The organism is Streptomyces endophytica (assembly GCF_026153355.1).
GTDB lineage: Bacteria > Actinomycetota > Actinomycetes > Streptomycetales > Streptomycetaceae > Streptomyces > Streptomyces endophytica.
Genome location: NZ_CP110636.1, coordinates 3,428,255 through 3,446,376 on the forward strand (window position 1 = coordinate 3,428,255; position 18,122 = coordinate 3,446,376).

Here is an 18,122-nt window from a genome sequence, read left to right on the forward strand (position 1 = left end):
TCCCCACAGGGCACACCCCCCGAAGCCCACCCGAAGCCCTGCCCGGTGCTCCTCCCGAAGCCCTGCCCGGCGCTCCTTCCCCACAGGGCACACCCCCCCGAAGCCTCCCGAAGCCCGCCCGAAGTCTCCCGAAACCCCGACCGGAGCTCCCTTCGCCACAGGGCACACCCGCCCGAACCGGACCGGGGGCGTCGCTCATGGGACGATGGGGGGAGACGTCACATACCCGAGTCCCGCCTACCCGCGTTCACTGAATGGACCCTGCGTGCCCGCGACCCCTACGAACGTGCCGGAGCCGAGCCGTACCGATCCGGCCCTCCTCCGTAACTTCTGCATCATCGCGCACATCGACCACGGCAAGTCGACGCTCGCCGACCGGATGCTCCAGCTCACCGGTGTCGTCGACCAGCGGCAGATGCGCGCGCAGTACCTCGACCGCATGGACATCGAGCGCGAGCGCGGCATCACGATCAAGTCCCAGGCGGTCCGGCTGCCCTGGGCCCCCTCCGAGGGCGAAGAGGGAAGTGGCACGACCCACATCCTCAACATGATCGACACCCCCGGCCACGTCGACTTCACGTACGAGGTGTCGCGCTCCCTCGCCGCGTGCGAGGGGTGCATCCTCCTCGTCGACGCCGCCCAGGGCATCGAGGCCCAGACCCTCGCCAACCTCTACCTGGCGATGGAGCACGACCTCACGATCATCCCCGTCCTCAACAAGATCGACCTGCCGGCCGCGCAGCCCGAGAAGTTCGCCGCCGAGCTGGCCAACCTGGTCGGCTGCGAGCCCGAGGACGTGCTGAAGGTCTCCGCCAAGACCGGCGTCGGCGTGCCCGAGCTGCTCGACAAGGTCGTCCGCGAGGTGCCGGCCCCGGTCGGCGTCAAGGACGCCCCCGCCCGCGCGATGATCTTCGACTCCGTCTACGACGCCTACCGCGGCGTGGTGACGTACGTGAAGGTCGTCGACGGTACGCTCGGCAAGCGCGAGCGCATCAAGATGATGTCCACGGGCGCCGCGCACGAGCTGTTGGAGATCGGGACGAACTCGCCGGAGATGAAGCCGGCCGACGGCCTCTCGGTCGGTGAGGTGGGCTACCTCATCACCGGTGTGAAGGACGTCCGGCAGTCCAAGGTGGGTGACACGATCACCCAGCTCGCCAAGGGGGCGGAGGAGCCGCTCGGCGGCTACAAGGACCCCAAGCCGATGGTCTTCTCGGGGCTGTACCCGCTCGACGGCTCGGACTACCCCGAGCTGCGCGACGCCCTGGACAAGCTCCAGCTCAACGACGCGGCGCTGGTCTACGAGCCGGAGACCTCCGCGGCGCTCGGCTTCGGCTTCCGCGTCGGCTTCCTCGGTCTGCTGCACCTGGAGGTCATCCGCGAGCGGCTGGAGCGCGAGTTCGGCCTGGACCTGATCGCCACCGCGCCCAACGTGGTCTACCGCGTGGACATGGAGGACGGCGCCGAGCACGAGGTCACCAACCCGAGCGAGTTCCCGACCGGCAAGATCGACAAGGTGCACGAGCCGGTCGTCCGGGCCACGATCCTGGCGCCCAGCGAGTTCATCGGCGCGATCATGGAGCTGTGCCAGAACCGTCGCGGCAACCTGCTCGGCATGGACTACCTCTCCGAGGACCGCGTCGAGATCCGCTACACCCTCCCGCTCGCCGAGGTCGTCTTCGACTTCTTCGACCAGCTCAAGTCCAAGACCCGTGGCTACGCCTCGCTGGACTACGAGCCCACCGGCGAGCAGGTCGCCGACCTGGTGAAGGTCGACATCCTGCTGCACGGCGACAAGGTGGACGCGTTCTCCGCGATCACCCACAAGGACAAGGCCTACGCCTACGGTGTGCGGCTGGTCGCCAAGCTGCGCGAGCTGATCCCGCGGCAGAGCTTCGAGGTGCCGATCCAGGCGGCCATCGGCAGCCGGGTCATCGCCCGTGAGACGGTCCGCGCCATCCGCAAGGACGTCCTCGCCAAGTGCTACGGCGGTGACATCTCGCGTAAGCGGAAGCTGCTGGAGAAGCAGAAGGAAGGCAAGAAGCGGATGAAGATGGTCGGCAGCGTGGAGGTCCCGCAGGAGGCCTTCATCGCGGTGCTGTCCTCGGACTCCGACGGCGACGCCAAGGCGAAGAAGTGACCGCCGGGCAGTAGCCGTGGAGCGGAAGAGGGGCGCCGGGTCCGGTTCGGGACCCGGCGCCCCTCTGCGTCTCCTTGGCCGTTCTCCGTCTCCCCAGCCGTGGGCCCCTCATCGGGATGAATGCGGAGCGTGGCGTTCCGCGAGGGCGGGAACAGGGGTCACCGGGTGTGGTCTGGTGGGGGTGATCGGCGCGGCTCGCAATCGGGCGATGCGCGTGCTGCGTACACCTATCGCACTGGTCACATCCTGAACCAGTCGGTCGTAGCCCCTTACGTGTCGGCGCAACGCGCTCTACTCTGATCACTGCTCAAAGGTTACTCGCGAGTCACCAGCAACGAAGCGGGCCCCGGAGGACGCCGTGACGGACACCCACACGATGATCGAAAACCGGCCGCCTTCGGTGGCACACCTCTTCCTGGAGCGGGTCGCGGCCACTCCCGACATCGAGGCCTATCGCTATCCCGTCCCTCCCGCCTCGGGCCAGGGCCCGGACGACTGGAAGGCGATCAGCTGGGCCGAGGCCGCCGACCGGGTCTACGCCGTGGCCGCCGGGCTGATCGCGCTGGGCGTGCGGCCCGAGGAGCGGGTCGCGCTGGCCGCCAACACCCGCGTGGAGTGGATCCTCGCCGACCTCGGCGTGCTGTGCTCCGGTGCCGCCACCACCACGGTCTACCCCAGCACCAACGCCGAGGAGACCGCGTACATCCTCGCCGACTCCGGCAGCCGGGTGCTGATCGCCGAGGACGCCGGCCAGCTCGCCAAGGCGCGGGAACGCCGCGCCGAGCTGCCCGACCTGGCGCATGTCATCGTCATCGACGCGGCCGCCGCCGAGGCGTCCCCCGAGGACCCTGACGGGTGGGTGCTCAGCCTGGCCGACCTGGAGAAGCGCGGTCACGCCCACCTGGAGAAGCACCCGGAGTGCGTCAAGGAGCGGGTCGCGGCGCTGCGCGCCGACCAGCTGGCCACGCTGATCTACACCTCCGGCACCACCGGCCGTCCCAAGGGCGTGCAGCTGCCGCACGACTGCTGGGCGTACATGGCGCGGGCGATCCCGGCGACCGGCATGGTCACCGAGGAGGACGTGCAGTACCTCTGGCTGCCGTTGGCGCACGTCTTCGGCAAGGTGCTCACCGCGGGCCAGATCGCGGCCGGCCATGTGATCGCGGTGGACGGCCGGGTCGACAAGATCATCGAGAATCTGCCGGTCGTCCGGCCCACGTACATGGCGGCCGTGCCGCGGATCTTCGAGAAGGTCTACAACGGCGTCGCGGCCAAGGCCCGGCAGGGCGGCGGCGCCAAGTACAAGATCTTCCAGTGGGCGGCCGAGGTGGCCCGCGAGTACGCCAAGGTCTCGCAGGACAACTTCCGCCGCACCGGCAACGCCTCCGTGCCGTTCGCGCTCGCCGCCAAGCACAAGGTCGCCGACGCCCTCGTCTACGCCAAGCTGCGGGACGCCTTCGGCGGGCGGCTGCGCGCCGCGGTCTCCGGCTCGGCCGCGCTCTCCCCGGAGATCGGCTACTTCTTCTCCGGCGCCGGCATCCACATCCTGGAGGGCTACGGCCTGACGGAATCCAGCGCGGCCAGCTTCGTCAACCCCGGCGAGGCGTACCGCACCGGCACGGTCGGCAAGCCGCTGCCCGGCACCGAGGTCCGGATCGCCGAGGACGGCGAGATCCTGCTGCGCGGCCCCGGCATCATGCAGGGCTACCACGGCCTGCCGGACAAGACCGCCGAGGTCCTGGAGGAGGACGGCTGGTTCCACACCGGCGACATCGGCGAGCTCTCCCCGGACGGCTATCTGCGGATCACCGACCGCAAGAAGGACCTGATCAAGACCTCGGGCGGCAAGTACATCGCGCCCGCCGAGGTGGAGGGCCAGTTCAAGGCGGTCTGTCCGTTCGTCTCCAACGTCCTGGTGCACGGCGCCAACCGGAACTTCTGCACCGCGCTGATCGCCCTCGACGAGCCGACGATCATGGGCTGGGCCGCGGAACACGGCCTGGCCGGCAAGACGTACGCCGAGGTCGTGGCGACCGACCAGGTCCGCGAGCTGGTCGACGGCTACGTCGAGCGGGTCAACGAGGGGCTGCAGCGCTGGCAGCAGATCCGCAAGTTCCGGCTGCTGCCGCGCGACCTGGACATCGAGCACGGTGAGGTGACCCCGAGCCTCAAGATCAAGCGGCCGGTGGTGGAGCGGGCGTTCAAGGACCTGCTGGACGAGATGTACGCGGGCACCCGGGAGTCGTAACCGTCCCCGGGCGGGGTGCGGGGTGGGCCACGGGCCTGCCCCGCACCACGTCGCGGCGCCATGGCCCCACGACGCCGCGGTCAGCACTCACCCCACCGGCCAACTCTTCCGGCGCGTCAGCCGAATTGGTCGCTCCGACCGCCCACTTCCGTGACTCACTGCTTATGGCTGCGCTCTTTCTGTCACTCTGTCGGTGGCGCATCCGGCGCTGCAGCGGAGCTGTTCGGGAGTTGCTCAATGAGGACGACAACTTCGTCTCCACGGGACGACGTCACGGCGGCGCGCACGACGACGGCCGGCCCCGGGCTCCCCGCCGCGCGCACCCGGCGGGCCGGCCTGCCCGGGGACCCGCAGGCCGCGGCCGCCGCCCGGCGGTGCGTACGGTCCGCCTTCGACGAGTGGGCGGCCCAGCGGCTGCCCGGCACCGAGCGGTTCACCGACCGGCTCACCGACGAAGCGGTGCTGCTGGTCAGCGAATTGGTGACGAACGCGGTGGTGCACGCGGGCACCACCATCGAGCTGAGCTGCCGGCTGGATCCCGCCGCGGAACCGGAGCCGGGCCCCGGACCGGACCCGGACGACGCCCCCGCGCCCGCCGTCGTCATCGAGGTCTCCGACCGCCACCCCACCCAGCCGATCCGTGCCCGTGACGAGACCGCCCGGAACGAGAGCGGCGGCCACGGGCTCCAGCTGATCAGCGCGGTCGCCGAATCCTGGGGCATCACCTATCGCCGCGACCGGAAGACCGTGTGGTTCCGGCTGCCGCTGCCCGCCCCGGAGGCCGCCGCCCACCCGCTGCCGGAGACCGCGTACGAGGAGACGCCGTACGAAGGGGCGCGGTACGAGGGGGCGCCCTACGAGGGGGCGCCTCACGAGGGAGGGCACCACGAGGGAGCGCGCCACGACGGGGTGCCCTACGACCTCCCGCCCTCGTACGCCGCCGACGATCCCCGGGCCCCGTACGACGATCCCGCGGCCCCGTACGACGACGCCGCGGCCGCGTACGCCGACGAGGTGCTCCAGCGCGGGCTGCGGGCCGCCGAACTCCTCGCCCCGGCACCCCGCCGCGCCGACCGCCGGGAACTCGACGCCGACCGGGTCGACAACGGAGCGCTGTCCTTCCTCGCCGAGGCCTCCGACCTGCTCTCCGGCCAGCTCGACGCCGATCAGGTCGCCGCGCTCGCCGCCCAGCTGATCGTGCCGCGGCTCGCCGACTGGTGCGCGGTGTGGCTCCACGACGGCGACGGCGGCGCCCCCGGCCGGGGCATCGCGACCGGCGGCGACGAACAGCGGCTGGCCCGCGTCTGGCACAGCTGCGAGAGCCGGATCGACACCCTGCGCGCCGCGCTGGAGAAACAGCCGCCGGACTTCTGGGGCGACATCCCGCCGGGCGCCGCAGCCGCCGCCGTCCCCTGGCCCTGGCCGCACGACCCGGACGGTGAGGACCAGGACCACGACCACCCGGACGGCGACCGCCCGGACGACGGTCCCTCCTGCGGGCACGGCCTGCCGGAGCTGCTGGGACAGGCGCTGCCGGACCTGCCGGGCCACGTCCTGCCGGCCTACGCCCTCCCGGGCGCCCGTCCCGACGGCGACCGGCCGGGCGGTGCCGCGCTCGCCTGCCCCCTGGTCGCCGGCGGCCGCCGGCTGGGCACGCTGCTGCTCGGCCGCGGCGGCCTGCCGCGCTTCCCCGACGAGGTCGTCGGACTCATCGAGGACCTGGGCCGCCGGGTCGCCCGCGCGGTGGCCACCGCCCGCGCCTACAGCCGCCAGGAGCGCATCAGCCAGGTCCTGCAGCGCCGGCTGCTGCCCCGGGGCCGGGCGCAGGTGCCCGGCGTGGCGTCCGCGGTGGTCTACGAGCCGCGCGAGGGCGCCTGGGCGGGCGGCGACTTCTGGGACCTCTTCGACGCCGGCGACGGCCGCTGGTGCTTCGCGCTCGGCGACGTCTGCGGCAGCGGCCCGGAGGCGGCCGCGGTGACCGGCCTGGCCCGGCCGGTGCTGCGGCTGCTGGCCCGGGACGGCTTCGGCGTCGCCGAGGTGCTCGACCGGCTCAACAAGACCATGGCCCGGGAGGCCGCGGACTCGGTGGCGGCGGTCGCCGCGGCGGTGGCGGCCGCCGGAGCCGGCGCCGAGGCACCGGTGGAGATCCGCGAGGAGGGCGAACAGGCCCGCTTCCTCTCGCTGCTCTACGGCGAGATCGCCCCGTACCCGGAGGGGGCCGGCGGCGCCCGCTGCACCCTCGCCAGCGCCGGCCACCCGCTCCCGCTGGTGCTGGGCACGGACGGCGCGGTCCGCACGGTCGCGGCACCGCAGATGCTGCTGGGCGTCGTCGAGGACGCGGCGTACGTGAGCGAATCGTTCGACCTGCGCCCGGGGGAGACCCTGCTGTGCGTCACCGACGGGGTCACCGAGCGGCGCTCGGGCGGGCGGCTGTTCGACGACGAGGACGGCCTGGCCACCGCCCTCGCCGCCGGCGCCGGACTGGGCGCCACCGCCCTCGCCGACCACCTCCGCCACACCGTGCACAACTTCGCCCCCGACCCGCCCGACGACGACCTGGCCCTGCTCGTCCTCCAGGCGGTGGGCGGCCCGGCGTAGTCACCTCCGGGGCCTACGGGCTTCCCGCCGCCCGCGCGCGAACCGCGCTGTCCGTGCGATGACGGACAATGGTTCCCATGCCTTCCGCACTGCCTGATGGTGAGCCGATGCCCGACGACGGGGCGCTGCCCGGTCATGCGCTGGCGGCGGCGGCCGACCGGCCCCTCGGCTTCTATCTGCACGTGCCGTACTGCGCCACCCGCTGCGGCTACTGCGACTTCAACACCTACACCGCGAGCGAGCTGCGCGGCTCCGGCGGGGCGCTGGCCTCCCGCGACAACTACGCCGACACCGTCGTGGAGGAGATCCGGCTGGCCCGCAAGGTCCTCGGCGACGACCCCCGCCCGGTCGAGACGGTCTTCGTCGGCGGCGGCACCCCGACCCTCCTCCCGGCCGCCGACCTGGGCCGGATGCTCGCCGCCATCCAGGCGGAATTCGGCCTGGCGCCCGGCGCCGAGATCACCACCGAGGCCAACCCCGACTCCGTCGACCCGCGCTACCTCTCCGAGCTGCGCGCGGCCGGCTACAACCGGGTCTCCTTCGGCATGCAGAGCGCCCGGCAGCACGTCCTGAAGATCCTCGACCGCACGCACACCCCCGGCCGCCCCGAGGCCTGCGTCGGCGAGGCCCGCGCCGCCGGTTTCGAGCACGTCAACCTCGACCTGATCTACGGCACCCCCGGCGAGTCCGACGACGACTGGCGGGCCTCGCTCGACGCCGCGCTCGGCGCCGGCCCCGACCACATCTCCGCCTACGCCCTGATCGTCGAGGAGGGCACCCAGCTGGCCCGCCGGATCCGCCGCGGCGAGGTCCCGATGACCGACGACGACGTGCACGCCGACCGCTACCTCATCGCCGAGGAGCGGCTCACCGCGGCCGGCTTCTCCTGGTACGAGGTCTCCAACTGGGCCACCACCGAAGCCGCCCGCTGCCGCCACAACGAGCTGTACTGGACCGGCGCCGACTGGTGGGGCGCCGGCCCCGGGGCGCACAGCCACGTCGGCGGCGTCCGCTGGTGGAACGTGAAGCACCCCGGCGCGTACGCCCAGGCCCTGGGCGAGGGCCGCTCCCCGGGCGCGGGCCGCGAGATCCTCGCCGACGAGGACCGCCGGGTGGAACGCATCCTGCTCGAACTGCGCCTCGCGGACGGCTGCCCGCTGGACCTCCTCGCCCCGGCGGGCGCCCGGGCGGCGAAGCGGGCCCTCGCCGACGGGCTGCTGGAGCCCGTCCCGTACTCGGCAGGGCGGGCCGTGCTGACACTCCGGGGGCGGCTGCTGGCTGACGCGGTGGTGCGGGATCTGGTGGACTGATCCTCGTACGACTGAACCAATGCGAAGGGCCTGCGGCCCCGCCTAGGCTGTTCCTAGCCTGTGCCGTATACACGGCGACGGGAAACGGAGGCCACGGAGATGACCGCTGTGGATGAACGCCGGATGACGGAGCTCTTCGAGAACCTTGAGGTTCCCGAGGGCGTCAAGGTCGAGCTCCTCCGGGGGAACATCGTGATGATGGCGGGGCCAGATGTGGTCCACAACGACATCGTGGAAGCTGTCCATGACCAGTTCCCTCGGAAGAATTGGCGGCGCCTCCACACACAGGATCTCGCGCTTCATGAAGAGTCCAGCGAGCCCCAGCCGGATCTCGTACTGGTGGAGCGCGGCACTGGACCGGACTCCGGGCGGATGATGCCGCCCGAGGTGATCAAGATGGTTGTCGAGGTCGTCTCCAAGACCAGCGTTGATCATGACTACGGCGTCAAGCGCTCGATCTACGCGGCAGCCAGGCTTCCCATCTACCTGATCATCGATCCCATCGTGGCCCACTGTGTCCTGCTCACAGACCCCACCGGCACCGGCGACGGCGCCGACTACCGGTCGCAATGGATCTACAAGTTCGGTGAGACGGTGCGGCTGCAACCGCTAGGCGTCGATCTGGACACCACCGAATTCGGCACCCTTCCCAACGTCAGGCCGCATCGCCGACCGTAACGAAGTCGATCAGCTCCTCCACCCTCCCCAGCAGCGCCGGCTCCAGGTCCTTGTAGGACCGCACGCACGACAGGATCCGCTGCCACGCCGCGCCGGTGTTCTCCGGCCAGCCCAGCGCCCGGCACACGCCCGTCTTCCAGTCCTGCCCGCGCGGCACCGACGGCCAGGCCGGAATGCCCACCGAGGACGGCTTCACCGCCTCCCACACGTCGATGTACGGGTGGCCGACGACGAGCGCGTGCTCGCCCGTCACCTCGGCCGCGATCCGGGACTCCTTCGAGCCCGGTACGAGGTGGTCCACCAGCACCCCCAGCCGGGCGTCCGGCCCCGGCGCGAAGCCGCGGACGATCGCCGGGAGGTCGTCGATGCCCTCCAGGTACTCCACGACGACGCCCTCGATGCGCAGATCGTCGCCCCAGACCCGCTCGACGAGCTCCGCGTCGTGCCGGCCCTCCACGTAAATGCGCCCGGCGCGCGCGACCCGGGCGCGGGCGCCGGGGACGGCGAGTGAACCCGACGCCGTACGGGCCGGGCCGCTCGCCGCAGGCCGGTTCTGCGGGCGGACGAGCGTGACGACCTTGCCCTCCAGCAGGAAGCCGCGCGGGACCATCGGGAAGACCCGGTGCTTGCCGAACCGGTCCTCCAGGGTGACCGTCGGGCCCTCGGCGGTCTTCTCGCAGCGGATCACCGCACCGCAGAAGCCCGTGGCGACCTCCTCGACGACGAGATCGGGCTCGGCCGGGACCTCCGGCGCAGGCTGCTGCTTCTTCCAGGGCGGGGTGAGGTCGGGGCTGTAGCGCTTGCTCTGCATGGGCCTTTTCTATCGGGAGGACGGAGTCCGGGGGATGTTCTGCCCGGGAGATGTTCTGCCCGGGGGACGTTCTGTCGGGGAGATGTTCTGCCCGGGAGACGTTCCCCCCGGGAGATGCTCTGCCCGGGAAACGGCGCAGCCGGGTCAGCAGCCGGGTCAGCAGTCAGGTCAGGAGGACGGCGGGACGCCGAAGCGGGCCGCCAGGGCGTCCCGCTGGGCGCGGACGAAGGCGGCGTCCACCACGGCGCCGTGGCCGGGTACGTACCGCGCGTCGTCGCCGCCGAGCGCCAGCAGCCGGTCCAGCGCGGCGGGCCACTGCCGGGCAGCGCGTCGGGGCCGGCGCTCGGCTCGCCGGACTCCTCGACCAGGTCGCCGCAGAAGACGATCTCCGGGTCGCCGTGCCGGCCCGGTACCAGGACGGCCAGGTCGTGCGCGGTGTGGCCGGGCCCGACGTTGGCGAGCAGCACCTGCCGGTCGCCGAGCTCGACGGTCAGCTGGCCGTGGACGTGGTGGTGCGGGCTGACCAGCAGATCGGCGGCCTCTGCGGCCGCGTCCCGGTCGACGCCGTGCCGGACGGCGTCGTGCCGCAGCGCGTCCTTGTCGCGGCGGAACAGCTCGGCGAGACCGGCCGCGCCGAACACCGCCACGCCGGCGAAGGCGGCGGTGCCCAGCACATGGTCGAAGTGCGGATGAGTGAGCGCGACATGCGTCACTTCCCGGCCCAGCACCCCGCGGATCGACCGGCGCAGGTCCGCACCGTCCCGCAGGGTCGCGCCGGTGTCGACGATCATGACGCCGGCCGACCCGGCGATCACGCCCACGGTCTCGTCCCAGCCCGGCATACGGCGCCTGGCGACACCGTCACCGAGCCGTTCCCACCCGGCCTCTTCCCAAGCTGTGCGCATACCGAGACGCTAGCTCCATCGCGATAGCGTTGCCCGGCAGATCGCCCGAACACGGTCATCGGGAGCGTGCTCCGCGCGGCCGCCCTTGCCGTGGTCGTGCTACCCGGCCGTACACTGGCTCAGGGTCTGGCACTCGGCCCGGTTGAGTGCCAGGAGACAGACGAGACGGCGACGGCCGGCTGGAGGTGCGCGGGATGCTCAGTGAACGCAGGCTCGAAGTGCTGCGCGCCATCGTCCAGGACTACGTCGGGACGGAGGAGCCGGTCGGCTCCAAGGCACTCACGGAGCGCCACCAGCTCGGGGTCTCCCCGGCGACCGTCCGCAACGACATGGCGGCCCTGGAGGAAGAGGGCTTCATCGCCCAGCCGCACACCAGCGCCGGGCGGATCCCGACCGACAAGGGCTACCGCCTCTTCGTCGACAAACTGGCCGGCGTGAAGCCGCTGTCCAGCCCCGAACGACGGGCGATCCAGAACTTCCTCGACGGCGCGGTCGACCTCGACGACGTCGTGGGGCGCACGGTCCGGCTGCTGGCGCAGCTGACCCGGCAGGTCGCGGTCGTGCAGTACCCGTCCCTGACGCGGTCCACGGTGCGGCACGTCGAGCTGCTGGCGCTGGCCCCGGCCCGGCTGATGCTCGTCCTGATCACCGACACCGGACGGGTCGAGCAGCGGCTCATCGACTGCCAGACGCCGTTCGCAGAGACCTCGCTGGCGGACCTGCGGGCGCGGCTGAACAGCCGGGTCGTGGGGCGCCGTTTCACGGATGTGCCCCAGTTGGTGCAGGATCTCCCGGAGTCCTTCGAGCAGGACGACCGCGGCACGGTCTCGACAGTGCTGTCGGTGTTGCTGGAAACTCTGGTGGAGGAGACCGAAGAGCGGCTGATGATCGGCGGTACCGCCAATCTCACGCGCTTCGGGCACGACTTCCCGTTGACCATTCGTCCGGTGCTGGAGGCGCTCGAGGAGCATGTGGTGATGCTCAAGCTCCTCGGCGAAGCCAAGGACTCGGGCATGACCGTACGCATCGGGCATGAGAATGCCCACGAAGGCCTGACGTCCACATCGGTCGTCACGGTCGGCTACGGTTCGGGCGACGAGGCAGTCGCCAAACTCGGCGTGGTCGGACCGACCCGCATGGACTACCCCGGAACGATGGGAGCGGTACGCGCAGTGGCACGTTACGTCGGACAAATCCTCGCGGAGTCGTAAGTGGCCACGGATTACTACTCGGTCCTCGGCATCAGCCGTGACGCCTCGCAGGACCAGATCAAGAAGGCCTTCCGCCGGCTGGCGCGCGAGCTGCACCCGGACGTGAACCCGGACCCGAAGACCCAGGAGCGGTTCAAGGAGATCAACGCCGCTTACGAGGTCCTGTCGGATCCGCAGAAGAAGCAGGTCTACGACCTCGGCGGGGACCCGCTCTCGCAGGCCGGCGGCGCCGGTGGCGCGGGCGGTTTCGGTGCCGGCTTCGGCAACTTCTCCGACATCATGGACGCGTTCTTCGGCACCGCCTCGCAGCGCGGTCCGCGGTCGCGCACCCGCCGCGGCCAGGACGCCATGATCCGGCTCGACGTCGAGCTGAACGAGGCGGCCTTCGGCACGACCAAGGACATCCAGGTCGACACCGCCGTGGTGTGCACGACCTGCAGCGGCGAGGGCGCCGCCCCCGGCACGTCGGCGCAGACCTGTGACATGTGCCGCGGCCGCGGTGAGGTCTCGCAGGTCACCCGGTCCTTCCTGGGCCAGGTCATGACGTCCCGTCCCTGCCCGCAGTGCCAGGGCTTCGGCACGGTCGTGCCGACGCCGTGCCCGGAGTGCGCGGGCGACGGCCGGATCCGCTCCCGCCGTACGCTGACCGTCAAGATCCCGGCCGGTGTCGACAACGGCACCCGGATCCAGCTCGCCGGCGAGGGCGAGGTCGGCCCCGGCGGCGGCCCGGCCGGCGACCTCTACGTCGAGATCCACGAGCTGCCGCACCCGGTCTTCCAGCGGCGCGGCGACGATCTGCACTGCACGGTCACCATCCCGATGACGGCGGCGGCGCTGGGCACGAAGTGCCCGCTGGAGACGCTGGACGGGGTGGAGGAGATCGACGTCCGGCCCGGTACGCAGTCCGGCCAGTCGATCCCGCTGCACCAGCGCGGCGTGACCCATCTGCGCGGCAACGGCCGGGGCGACTTGATCGTCCACGTCGAGGTCCAGACCCCGACCAAGCTCGAACCGGAGCAGGAGGAGCTGCTGCGGCGGCTCGCCAAGCTGCGCGGCGAGGAACGCCCCACGGGCCAGTTCCAGCCGGGCCAGCAGGGCTGTTCTCCCGCCTGAAGGACGCGTTCAACGGCCGGTAGAGCGGGCGTGCGCCACGTGGAGCGGACGGTGAGCCGCGTGGAGTGGACGTGAGCCGCGTGGAGCGGACGTAGCCGCGTGGAGCGGACGTAGCCACATACGACGGGGTGCCCGGCGGGAATATCCGCCGGGCACCTCGCCGTTGTGGCCCCGCAGGGGGCGCTCGTGTCCCCTACGGGATCCGTTCGCCCCACCCCTAAGGCCTCGGCCCCGGCCCCTCCCGCACCCCCTTCTCCCGCGCGCCCCTGATGCGGGGCGCCGCCACATCCCGTGACACGATGTGGTCATGCCCAGCGCACTGACCGATCTCTGCCGCTATCCGATCGTGCAGGCCCCCATGGCGGGCGGCGGCTCCGGACCCGAACTCGCCGCCGCCGTCTGTGGCGCCGGCGGTCTCGGCTTCCTGGCCGCCGGCTACAAAACCGCCGACGGCATGTACCAGGAGATCAAACAGCTGCGGTCGCTGACCGACCGGCCGTTCGGCGTCAACCTCTTCATGCCGCAGCCGTCGCTCGCCGATCACTCCGCCGTCGAGGCGTACCGCGAGCAGCTCGCCGGCGAGGCCACGTGGTACGAGACCGAGCTCGGCGACACCGACGAGCCCACCGACGACGGCTACGAGGCCAAGCTCGCGATCCTGCGCGAGGACCCGGTGCCGGTGGTGTCGTTCACCTTCGGCTGCCCCTCCCGCGCGGTCCTCGACGCCTTCGCCAGGGTCGGCACGTACACCCTCGTCACGGCCACCACGGCGGCCGAGGCGCAGGCCGCGCAGTGGTCGGGCGCGGACGCCGTCTGCGTGCAGGGCGTGGAGGCGGGCGGCCACCAGGGCACCCACCGCGATGACCCGCACGCCGACGGGACCGGCGCGGGCCTGGGCCTGCTGGCACTGCTCGGACAGGTCCGGGAGGCCGTGCAGATCCCGGTGATCGCCGCGGGCGGGCTGATGCGCGGGGCGCAGATCGCGGCGGTGCTGGCCGCCGGGGCGACCATGGCGCAGCTCGGCACCGCCTTCCTCGCCACCCCGGAGTCGGGCGCCAATCCGCTGCACAAGCAGGCGCTGACCAATCCCCTCTTCACCCATACGGAGCTGACCCGGGCGTTCTCCGGGCGGCCGGCCCGCGGCCTGGTGAACCGCTTCATGCGGGAGCACGGCCCGTACGCACCGGCCGCCTACCCCGCCGTCCACTACCTCACCTCCACGGTCCGCAAGGCGGCGGCCAAGGCCGGCGACGCGCAGGGCCTGAACCTGTGGGCCGGTCAGGGGCACCGGCTGGCCCGGGAGCTGCCGGCCGCCCGGCTGGTGGAGGTCCTCGCGGCCGAACTCGACGCGGCGCGCGCCGGGTTGGGCCGCACGGGGAGCACGGCATCCGGGGACGGAAGTACGGGCCCCGGTGACGCACCGGCCGCCGGGGGTGCCGCATGACCGCGCCCGTATTCCTCGTCGAGTCGCTCGCGCACGTACAAGCGGGCGGCACGGTCACCGTCGACGGGCCGGAGGGCCGGCACGCGGTGTCGGTGCGCCGGCTGCGGGTCGGCGAGGAGGTCGTCCTGACCGACGGTCAGGGGACCGGCGCCCACGGCACGGTGGCCGCCGCCGAGGGCAAGGACCGGCTGACCGTCGCGGTCGCCGAACTGCGCACCGAGGAGGCGCCGGACCCGACCATCACGGTCGTCCAGGCGCTCCCCAAGGGCGACCGGGGCGAACTGGCCGTCGAGACCATGACCGAGACCGGGGTGGACGCCATCGTGCCCTGGCCGGCGGCGCGTTGCGTCACCCAGTGGAAGGGCGAACGGGCCGCCAAGGCGCTGGGCAAGTGGCGGGCCACGGCCCGTGAGGCGGGCAAGCAGTCCCGCCGGCTGACCTTCCCGGAGGTCGCGGACCCGCTGTCCACCAAACAGGTGGCCGCCCTGCTCGCCGACGCCGACTTCGCGGCCGTGCTCCACGAGGAGGGCAGCGCCCCGCTCGCCACCGCGGAACTCCCGGCCACCGGCCGGATCGTGCTGGTCGTCGGACCCGAGGGCGGCGTCTCACCGGAGGAGCTGGCGCTCTTCGCTGAGGCCGGCGCCAAGCCGTACCGCCTGGGCCGGACCGTCCTGCGCACCTCCACGGCCGGCACCGCGGCCACCGCCCTCCTGCTGGGCCGCACGGGACGCTGGAGCTGAGCCCGCTCCGACCGCGGCATCCGAGCCCGCCGCACCACGGCCGCCCCTGCACGCGGGCGGTGCGCCGACCGGCCTCAACGACCCGTCGGCGCACCGCCGTTCACGAGCGGAAAGGCCGGCCGCCACGAGCGGACGGCCGGCCGCCCGTCAGCTCAGCAGCTCGGCCGCCAGCGTGATGTTCTTGACGCCGGCCAGCGCCTGGCTCACCGGGCAGTTCTTCTTGGCGTCCTCGGCCGCTGCCTGGAAGTCCGCCTCGGACAGGCCGGGGACCCGGGCCTTGACGGTCAGCGCGATCGCGGTGATGCCCTCACCGGGCTGGAAGGTGACGTCGGCCTGGGTGTCCAGGGCCTCGACGGTGTAGCCCTTGCCCGCCAGGCCGTGCGAGAACGCCATGGAGTAGCAGGACGAGTGGGCCGCCGCGATCAGCTCCTCGGGGCTGGTCACGCCGTTGGGCTGCTCCGCGCGGGCGGGCCAGTTCACGTCGTACGTACCGACCTTGGAGGACTCCAGGGCGACGGTGCCCTTGCCCTCCAGGAGGTTGCCTTCCCAGTGGGTCTTGGCGGTGCGCGTGGTTGCCATGGTGCATAACTCCCGGTTGTGGGCGAAAGCGATCAAGGCCAGCTTAGTGATCCCGGTCCCCCCGTCGCTGCGACGCCCCACCCGGCTCGCCCGGTAGCATCCGAGGCCGTGCGCACCGTGCGTACGAGGGATGAGCTGGGAGGAGCCAACGGTGGCGGGAGAACCGCAGGCCGATTGCCTGTTCTGCAAGATCGTGGCCGGGGAGGTGCCGGCGACCATCGTGCGCGAGACCGAGACCACCGTCGCGTTCCGCGACATCAACCCCCAGGCCCCGACGCACGTCCTGATCATCCCCAAGGTGCACCACCCGGACGCCGCGGCCCTCGCCGCCGCCGAACCGCAGGTCGTCGCCGACATAATGCGCGAGGCCCGGGAGGTCGCCGCCGGGGACGGGGTCGAGGACACCGGCTACCGGGTGGTCTTCAACACCGGCTCCGGGGCGGGCCAGACCGTCTTCCACGCCCATCTGCACGTCCTCGGCGGCCGCGGCCTCCAGTGGCCCCCCGGATAACCAGCCATGTCCGTACGTGAACTGGTCGTCCTCGGCACCGCCAGCCAGGTCCCCACCCGGCACCGCAACCACAACGGCTATCTGCTGCGGTGGGACGGCCAGGGGCTGCTCTTCGATCCCGGCGAGGGGACGCAGCGCCAGATGCTGCGCGCCGGGGTCGCGGCCCACGACCTCAACCGGATCTGCATCACCCACTTCCACGGCGACCATTCGCTCGGGCTCGCCGGGGTGATCCAGCGGATCAACCTCGACCGGGTGCCCCACCCGGTCACCGCGCACTTCCCGGCCAGCGGCCAGCACTTCTTCGAGCGGCTGCGCTACGCGACCGCCTACCGCGAGACCGTCCGGCTGGTCGAGCGGCCGGTCGCGGCCGACGGGGAGCTGGACCGCTGCGCGGCGTACGTCCTGGAGGCGCGGCGGCTGTCGCACCCGGTCGAGTCGTACGGCTACCGGCTCGTGGAGCCGGATGCGCGCCGGATGCTGCCGGAGCGGCTGGCGGAGCACGGCATCACCGGCCGGACGTCGGGCGCCTCCAGCGGGAGGGTGAGCTGAACGGCGTCACCCTGGACGAGGTGAGCGAGCGCCGCCCCGGCCAGCGGTTCGCGTTCGTGATGGACACCCGGATGTGCGAGGGCGTCGAGGCGCTCGCGGAGGGCGTGGACATGCTCGTCATCGAGTCCACGTTCCTGGACGACGATGCCCAACTGGCCGCTGATCACGGTCACTTGACGGCCGGGCAGGCCGGTGCGGTGGCGGTGCGGGCCGGGGTGCGGCATCTGGTGCTGACGCACTTCTCGCAGCGTTACGACGATCCCGCGGAGTTCGCGCGGCAGGCCCGTGCGGCGGGCTACGAGGGTGAGCTGACCATCGCCAAGGACCTCATGCGGGTGCCCATGCCCAAGCGGCGCTGAGCACGGGTCCACGGGCCCGTCGTGACGGTATCCCACGTCGGCCGTCACGACGGGCCTGCGTCATTACGGCAGGTAGTACATCGGGTTCGGCAGCTTGAACGTGCGGTTGGCGTAGCCGCCCTGCAGATCGCTGTACTGATCGCCGAAGTTGGCGACGATGTCGTAGCCCAGGGACTCGATGTGCTTGCGGGTGCCCGACTTGTACTCGACGGTCGTGCAGGTGGCGCCGCAGGGCAGGTAGGCGGGCGGGTGCTCCTTGTCCTTCAGGTAGACGTGCGTCCGGTCCAGCGGGACGTCGTAGCCCACGTTCTTGAGGTTGCGCACGCTCCAGTCGCGCTGGGCCTCCTTGCGGCCGGTGATGAAGAAGACCTCGGCGCCCTTGTCACGGGCCCGGTCGACCAGCCGGTTCATGCCGAAGACCGGGTCCATGTCGGTGTGCTCCAGGTACTTGTCCTGGCTCTGCGGGGTGAAGGCGAAGCCGACCTGGAGCTCGTAGTTGTACGTGAGCAGGGTGGTGTCGTCCATGTCGAGGACGATGGCGGGCTTGGCCTTCTTGCCGGCCCGGGCCTGGCGGGCGAGCGCCTTGTCCAGGTAGGTACGGGCCTTGGCCTCGATGCCGCGGACCTGGCGGGCGTAGTTGCTGTGCGGGGAGGCGTAGTGCTCGCCGTCGGCCGTGACCGTGTCGCCGTAGTACGCCTTGATCTTGTCCTGGACCTGCGTGAGGTTGGGGATCTCCTTGTCGGTCCGCGGGACGGAGTGTTCGGCGGTGGCCTGGCCGACGCCGAAGACGGCGGTGCCGGCGACGAGGGCGGCGACCGTCGCGGCACCGAGGCGGGCGCGGCGCGACAGGACGGGGCGGAGGCGACCGGAGCGGAAGCGGTCGGGACGGGGCATGCGCGGCTCCTCTGGGAGAAACGGGGTGG

At 72.0% G+C, this 18,122-nt stretch carries 12 protein-coding genes and 3 pseudogenes; 11 read left to right on the top strand and 4 right to left on the bottom strand.

Going from position 1 to position 18,122, the window contains the following annotated elements:
* Nucleotides 1-265 precede the first annotated feature (265 nt).
* From lepA to OJ254_RS15295, 5 genes are all read left to right on the top strand, one after another.
* Nucleotides 266-2,140, top strand: coding sequence for a translation elongation factor 4 (lepA, locus tag OJ254_RS15275; protein WP_265362767.1), 1,875 nt, complete (start codon nucleotides 266-268; stop codon nucleotides 2,138-2,140).
* Between the two features lie 358 nt (nucleotides 2,141-2,498).
* A complete protein-coding gene (locus tag OJ254_RS15280; RefSeq protein ID WP_265362768.1) occupies nucleotides 2,499-4,388 on the top strand; it encodes an AMP-dependent synthetase/ligase in 1,890 nt (629 codons plus the stop codon).
* A gap of 237 nt (nucleotides 4,389-4,625) precedes the next feature.
* Nucleotides 4,626-6,986, top strand: a complete 2,361-nt coding sequence (locus OJ254_RS15285; RefSeq protein ID WP_265362769.1) for an ATP-binding SpoIIE family protein phosphatase — start codon at nucleotides 4,626-4,628, stop codon at nucleotides 6,984-6,986.
* Nucleotides 6,987-7,063: 77 nt separating this feature from the next.
* Nucleotides 7,064-8,296, top strand: a complete 1,233-nt coding sequence (gene hemW, locus OJ254_RS15290) for a radical SAM family heme chaperone HemW (RefSeq protein ID WP_265362770.1) — start codon at nucleotides 7,064-7,066, stop codon at nucleotides 8,294-8,296.
* Nucleotides 8,297-8,395: 99 nt separating this feature from the next.
* A complete protein-coding gene (locus tag OJ254_RS15295) occupies nucleotides 8,396-8,974 on the top strand; it encodes a Uma2 family endonuclease (protein ID WP_265362771.1) in 579 nt (192 codons plus the stop codon).
* On the opposite strand, the gene OJ254_RS15300 is transcribed toward OJ254_RS15295, so the two are convergent.
* Nucleotides 8,952-9,785, bottom strand: coding sequence for a DUF3097 domain-containing protein (locus tag OJ254_RS15300; protein ID WP_265362772.1), 834 nt, complete (start codon nucleotides 9,783-9,785; stop codon nucleotides 8,952-8,954). The two genes, OJ254_RS15295 and OJ254_RS15300, sit on opposite strands and share 23 nt — an antisense overlap.
* Nucleotides 9,786-9,953: 168 nt before the next feature.
* Nucleotides 9,954-10,690: pseudogene (locus OJ254_RS15305) on the bottom strand (MBL fold metallo-hydrolase).
* Between the two features lie 194 nt (nucleotides 10,691-10,884).
* On the opposite strand from OJ254_RS15305, the gene hrcA reads away from it, so the two are divergent.
* From hrcA to OJ254_RS15325, 4 genes and pseudogenes are all read left to right on the top strand, one after another.
* On the top strand, nucleotides 10,885-11,901 hold the full coding sequence (gene hrcA, locus OJ254_RS15310; protein WP_261951531.1) for a heat-inducible transcriptional repressor HrcA: 1,017 nt from the start codon (nucleotides 10,885-10,887) through the stop codon (nucleotides 11,899-11,901).
* Nucleotides 11,902-13,037: pseudogene (gene dnaJ, locus OJ254_RS15315) on the top strand (molecular chaperone DnaJ).
* 284 nt (nucleotides 13,038-13,321) lie between these two features.
* On the top strand, nucleotides 13,322-14,458 hold the full coding sequence (locus OJ254_RS15320; protein WP_265362773.1) for a nitronate monooxygenase: 1,137 nt from the start codon (nucleotides 13,322-13,324) through the stop codon (nucleotides 14,456-14,458).
* Nucleotides 14,455-15,198, top strand: coding sequence for a 16S rRNA (uracil(1498)-N(3))-methyltransferase (locus OJ254_RS15325; protein WP_265362774.1), 744 nt, complete (start codon nucleotides 14,455-14,457; stop codon nucleotides 15,196-15,198). Before OJ254_RS15320 ends, OJ254_RS15325 begins: the two co-directional genes overlap by 4 nt.
* 147 nt (nucleotides 15,199-15,345) lie before the next feature.
* On the opposite strand, the gene OJ254_RS15330 is transcribed toward OJ254_RS15325, so the two are convergent.
* The gene (locus OJ254_RS15330) at nucleotides 15,346-15,777 is read right to left on the bottom strand and encodes an OsmC family protein (protein WP_265362775.1); all 432 of its coding nucleotides are present in this window, start codon (nucleotides 15,775-15,777) and stop codon (nucleotides 15,346-15,348) included.
* A 151-nt stretch (nucleotides 15,778-15,928) separates the two neighbouring features.
* On the opposite strand from OJ254_RS15330, the gene OJ254_RS15335 reads away from it, so the two are divergent.
* Both OJ254_RS15335 and OJ254_RS15340 read left to right on the top strand, forming a co-directional pair.
* Entirely contained in the window at nucleotides 15,929-16,288 is a 360-nt protein-coding gene (locus tag OJ254_RS15335) for a histidine triad nucleotide-binding protein (protein ID WP_261951536.1), read from the top strand.
* Nucleotides 16,289-16,294: 6 nt separating this feature from the next.
* Nucleotides 16,295-17,199 (top strand): annotated as a pseudogene (locus OJ254_RS15340) (ribonuclease Z).
* A gap of 63 nt (nucleotides 17,200-17,262) precedes the next feature.
* Here OJ254_RS15340 and OJ254_RS15345 read toward each other — a convergent pair.
* Nucleotides 17,263-18,093: an HAD family acid phosphatase gene (locus OJ254_RS15345; protein WP_265362776.1), complete on the bottom strand. Its 831-nt coding sequence runs from the start codon at nucleotides 18,091-18,093 to the stop codon at nucleotides 17,263-17,265.
* Between the last annotated feature and the right edge of the window lie 29 nt (nucleotides 18,094-18,122).